At 42.0% G+C, this 4,768-nt stretch carries 4 protein-coding genes and 1 pseudogene; 4 read left to right on the top strand and 1 reads right to left on the bottom strand.

Features of this window, described 5'->3' with window-relative positions; all coding sequences use genetic code 11:
• Positions 1 to 614, bottom strand: a pseudogene (locus tag VB740_RS17165) (hypothetical protein); the annotation flags it as partial.
• A 1,019-nt stretch (positions 615 to 1,633) separates the two neighbouring features.
• Here VB740_RS17165 and VB740_RS17160 point away from each other — a divergent pair.
• From VB740_RS17160 to VB740_RS17145, 4 genes are all read left to right on the top strand, one after another.
• A complete protein-coding gene (locus tag VB740_RS17160) occupies positions 1,634 to 3,514 on the top strand; it encodes an ABC transporter ATP-binding protein (protein WP_323201173.1) in 1,881 nt (626 codons plus the stop codon).
• Positions 3,515 to 3,655: 141 nt separating this feature from the next.
• Complete coding sequence (locus VB740_RS17155; protein WP_323201172.1) at positions 3,656 to 4,111, top strand: PIN domain-containing protein; 456 nt, start codon at positions 3,656 to 3,658, stop codon at positions 4,109 to 4,111.
• A complete protein-coding gene (locus VB740_RS17150; protein WP_323201171.1) occupies positions 4,098 to 4,307 on the top strand; it encodes a hypothetical protein in 210 nt (69 codons plus the stop codon). Before VB740_RS17155 ends, VB740_RS17150 begins: the two co-directional genes overlap by 14 nt.
• 186 nt (positions 4,308 to 4,493) lie before the next feature.
• The gene (locus VB740_RS17145; RefSeq protein WP_323201170.1) at positions 4,494 to 4,745 is read left to right on the top strand and encodes a hypothetical protein; all 252 of its coding nucleotides are present in this window, start codon (positions 4,494 to 4,496) and stop codon (positions 4,743 to 4,745) included.
• Positions 4,746 to 4,768: the final 23 nt, after the last annotated feature.

Here is a 4,768-nt window from a genome sequence, read left to right as displayed (position 1 = left end):
AAGGGAGGCGGAGCCTCTAGGACAGCATTCCCAGTCGGAGACTGGGAACGAGACACTTCTTTCCTTCTGCCTTGTCTACGACCGTCTTGGACAAAATTGGCAGTTGTGCGAGGGCCGCTGAGATTGCGATTGCTTTTATCTGTTAGCTTTTCGTTAGCTCTTTGCCATTCGTAAATGTCAGGAGAGTTTAGCATTACTGCTGTCCAATAATCACAAGTTCCTTCATCCAGATGGATTTTACGGTTACTATATTGATTATTTTGGCGGTTCTGGTTTTCACGGAAGTCTGCGGTGTGGCTGACAATATGATGTGCTGTTTCATGAATAATAATTGCGGCGTTGTGGGAAGGATTTTCGTTATAAGGATAGTTGTTAACAACCACGCGATCGCCATTAGCATCTTTAATAAAGTCATTACCAGGGCCTAAATGCGCTTCACCCGTAGAATTGATTTCTTCCACTTGATGCTCAAAGCCTTCATCGTCAAAGCGATCGCTTGGTCGGCGATAATGGCCCCCACCAAAAGAACGTGCTTCACCACTACGCTTGTCACAATCATTTTGTCGGTAGCCTGGTAATTGTGAACAAGAATGGTCATTTACTACTACGCGCAAGTAGGGAAGTGGTTTTTCGCCGAGTTCTGCCAGTAAACTATTAGCGTAGGTTAATCTGCTTCACTAATTAGTTTCATTCTCTAGACAATATATAGCGGTTCTCGTTTACGTGAGGTACACCCGTAGGGGCACGGCATGTTCCCTATACCTTGCGATATACTTTTGTACCGCGTCTGAGTGGGAACCGCTATATAAGATTATGTGCCCTTCTCAACTTCTGAATACAATCTTAAGTATGAAAAAGCAATAACAGCACATATTAGGTGAATAAAATCATCACCCTTAAGGCTAAGTTTTTAGAAAAGCTTTATCGATTGAAAAGTAGGAAACAAGATGGATAAATTATATACAGTAGATAACAACCCTAAATCATTCGTGAAAAAATCTATTGCCTATTGCCTACTGCCTATTGCCTGCCTCCACGACTGATTTCACAATCTCATTTAGGATTGCTATATACTATAGGATTAGCATTTGATTGTTGAAAAAACTCAGTACACATTTACCTATCTTCTTCACTATTGCCTACCTATAGCGCTTCTCTTTCGGAGACGCGAACGCAAACGCTAACGCGCACCACGCAACTAAGTTCTTTGAATAAAATCGGATTCCTATATGTCTGTTGGTTGGCAGATTAAGGGTTTATCAGTTTGAAGAAGGCAGAAGGCAGAGGGCAGATCGCGCAGCGTGTCGTAGACAAGGCAGAAGGTTCAATGTTTTGTAGGGGATTCAAAACCGTACTTAATTGGGGCCACTAAACAAGAGTTTAGTGAGGGTCTTAAACCCTTGTTCCATGATTGTCACGGGCAGAGGACAGGAGTCAGTATTTCCTTCTGCCAACTGAGCCTCCTGCCCTCTGCCTTTCCTGATCAAAAGCTACTCAAATTTAGCGTAGGCGTAGCCCGCATTTCGACCACGCTCATTGACCACCGTAGGCATCACTCTTCCAAGAAAAACTTTTTGATTTACTGACTTTAAACAAGCTTATTTTTTACAAACATTAATATAATGCTCTTACTATGAGCATCTATCAATCTCTCAAAAAATCTTATAAGCAACCTCGTCGCAGTGAAAATGACTGGCGGTTGTTTTTGCGTCTAGTGCCTTATGCCCGTCGTAATGGACGGCTGTTGGCGCTATCAATGGGCTTACTTGTACCGCTTGCCCTAGCTAATGCCGTACAACCACTGTTGATTGGCCAAGTTATCTCCCTAATTCGCAATGAACCAAACGCTTACGAGTTCCTCAGGAATCGCCCCTTGTCCGAAGGGCTAAATATTCTGGTGGGATTATTGGTAGTTGCGATCGCAATCCGGCTGATTTTCACAGGTTTCCAAGGTTATATAGTACAAAAGCTAGGGCAACAAATCACCGCAGCAATTCGCCAAGACTTATTCCAGCATGTGACATCGTTAGCAGTACGCTTTTTTGACCGTACACCCGTAGGTAAATTAATTACCAGAATCACCAGCGATGTGGAAGTGTTAGGCGATGTCTTTTCTACTGGGGCAATTGGCATTGTGTCCAATTTGTTTTCCATGCTGGTGGTTTTGGGTTTTATGTTTTCCATCCAATGGCAGCTCACTTGTTTGCTGTTATTGATGTTGTTACCAGTTAGCTGGTTAATTGTTTACATTCAGCAACAGTACCGCAAAGCCAATTACAAAGGGCGGGAAGAACTTTCTATATTGAACTCACAGTTACAAGAAAATGTGGTTGGCATTAACGTAGTGCAGCTGTTCCGCCGAGAAAAAGTTAATGCCGAATTGTTTCGCGCCACAAACAGGCGCTACACTCAGCAAATGGATCAAACCATCTTTTATGATTCATTTATTTCAGCAACCTTAGAATGGATTGGTCTGATTGCGATCGCAGCTGTTTTGTGCATGGGTGGTTGGTTACTGTTAGGAAAAAGTTTAGCTTTTGGGACTTTATCTGCATTTATCTTGTATGCCCAGCAATTATTTGATCCTTTAAGGGATTTTGCCGAAAAATTTACGGTAATTCAAGCAGGTTTCACTGCCATAGAACGCGTAGGCGATATATTAGATGAACCGATCGAAATCCGCGATCGCGCCAATGTCCGCTTCTCAATATTTGATGCGAAATTTGGCTACATAGACGAGATAGTTGCAAATTTAGAATCCCCAGACTTGACTTCCCCGCCGGAACTGGGAGAAATCCGTTTTGATCACGTCTGGTTTGCTTACAAAAATGATGATTACGTAATTAAAGACTTAGATTTCACTATTCATCCTGGTGAAAAAATTGCATTAGTCGGTCCTACAGGTGCGGGTAAAAGTTCCATCATCCGTCTTTTGTGCCGTCTCTACGAACCCACCCAAGGACGCATTCTCATAGATGGTGTAGATATTCGGGAAGTACCACAGGCAGAACTGCGGCGCTACATGGCAGTAATTTTCCAAGAAGGCTTTTTGTTTGCTGGCGATGTTAAAAGCAACATTTCTTTAGGAGATGGCTATACCATTGAACAGATTCAACAAGCAGCAGAGCAAACCAACATTGCCCAGTTTATAGAACAACTACCTCAAGGGTATGATACTCAACTTCGAGAACGGGGCACAAATATTTCTAGTGGTGAAAAGCAACTTTTAGCCTTTGCACGGGCTGCCATTCGCAATCCCCAAATATTGGTACTAGATGAAGCTACGGCTAGTTTAGATGTTGGCACAGAAGCTTTAGTTCAAGAGGCATTAAACCAGCTTTTGCTCAGACGTACCGCCATTATTATTGCTCACCGCCTGTCCACGATTCGCAATGTAGACCGGATTTTTGTTCTAAAGCGGGGCGAATTAATCGAACAGGGAAGCCACGATCAACTACTGCAACAAGGAGGGCTTTATGCCACTTTGCATAACTTGCAGATGTTGGGAGCTTAGGATATTTTCAGAATAATCTCAAGAGGGAAAGTGCGATCGCTATCACTTTTGAGGTTATGAGAAATGCGTAGTTTACCGCCGTGGGCATAGCCATAACCAATTAATAGAAAAAAGCAGTAGTGCAGTTGCTAAAAATGAAACATGACTCTGATTTATCTAGACTATAACTGCTTTCAACGTGGCTTTGATGATCCAAGACAAGTTAGAATTCAAATGGAGGCTGTAGCCTGCCAAGAGATATTTACTCAAGCTCAAATAGAACAAGTAAGTCTGGTGTGGTCTTTTATGCACCAAGATGAAACTGAATTATGCCCCTTTGTTGATCGTAAATATTCAGTCTTGGGCATGGTGAGTTTGTGTAAAATAAAGGTAGTTCCAAAAACTGAAATAGGAGAACAAGCCCGTTTGTTCCAGCAGTTAGCTAATCTATCGAGCAAAGATGCCCTACACTTAGCCTGTGCTGTTTATATTCAAGCTGATTTTTTCTTAACTTGTGATGACAGTCTCAGAAAACAAGCTCAGAAGTTGGAGTTAGAAATAGCAATCATGAACCCAATTGACTATATTAGGAATAATGAAAATTATGGAAATAAATAATATTATGGATGATACAGAAATTAAAGTAAAAGGCATAAATGCCCTATATAAATCTCTTGGTTCAGCAGCAGCAATGAGGTTCTTGACATTGCTACACAAAACCCCTACTGATTATGTAGAAATTTCTAAAACAATATATCAAGATCAAACCATAGATGAAATTTTTACTAGATCAAAACAAAATTGGCAAGATTAACTACATTCATTGATAGCTTCAATCGCCATAGGCATCTCTCTGGGTTTTTAGCTTATTCAGAAAGAGTGATCGCCTAAAATTATTGTGTAATGGAAAGCGCGATCTGGCAATTAATCGGGAGAAAGTTTCCCTGACAGAACTGCAAACAGCCTTCACACTGGCATTGCCTAAGCCACAGGAGAATGTATGCAAACTCTCCAAGGACATAATGCTTGTGTGTGGAGTGTAGCTTTTCATCCCGCAGGTCAAATCTTAGCAACGGCTGGTGAAGATAACACAATCAAGCTGTGGGATTTAGAAACTGGATGCTGTGTGCAAACCCTAGAAGGGCATCAGCATTGGGTAAAAGCGATCGCATGGAGTCCTGACGGAAAGACTCTCTTCAGCAGTGGCTATGAAAAGATAGGTGACATACTCCTACACTTCCGCAAGCGGTAAGTGTAGGCTTCCAACAGCCCGAT

Origin of the sequence: Nostoc sp. UHCC 0251 (genome assembly GCF_034932245.1) — a bacterium.
Taxonomy (GTDB): Bacteria; Cyanobacteriota; Cyanobacteriia; order Cyanobacteriales; family Nostocaceae; genus Nostoc.
The sequence above is the reverse complement of the archived record's forward strand: the minus strand, read 5'-3'. Positions and strand labels throughout refer to the sequence as shown.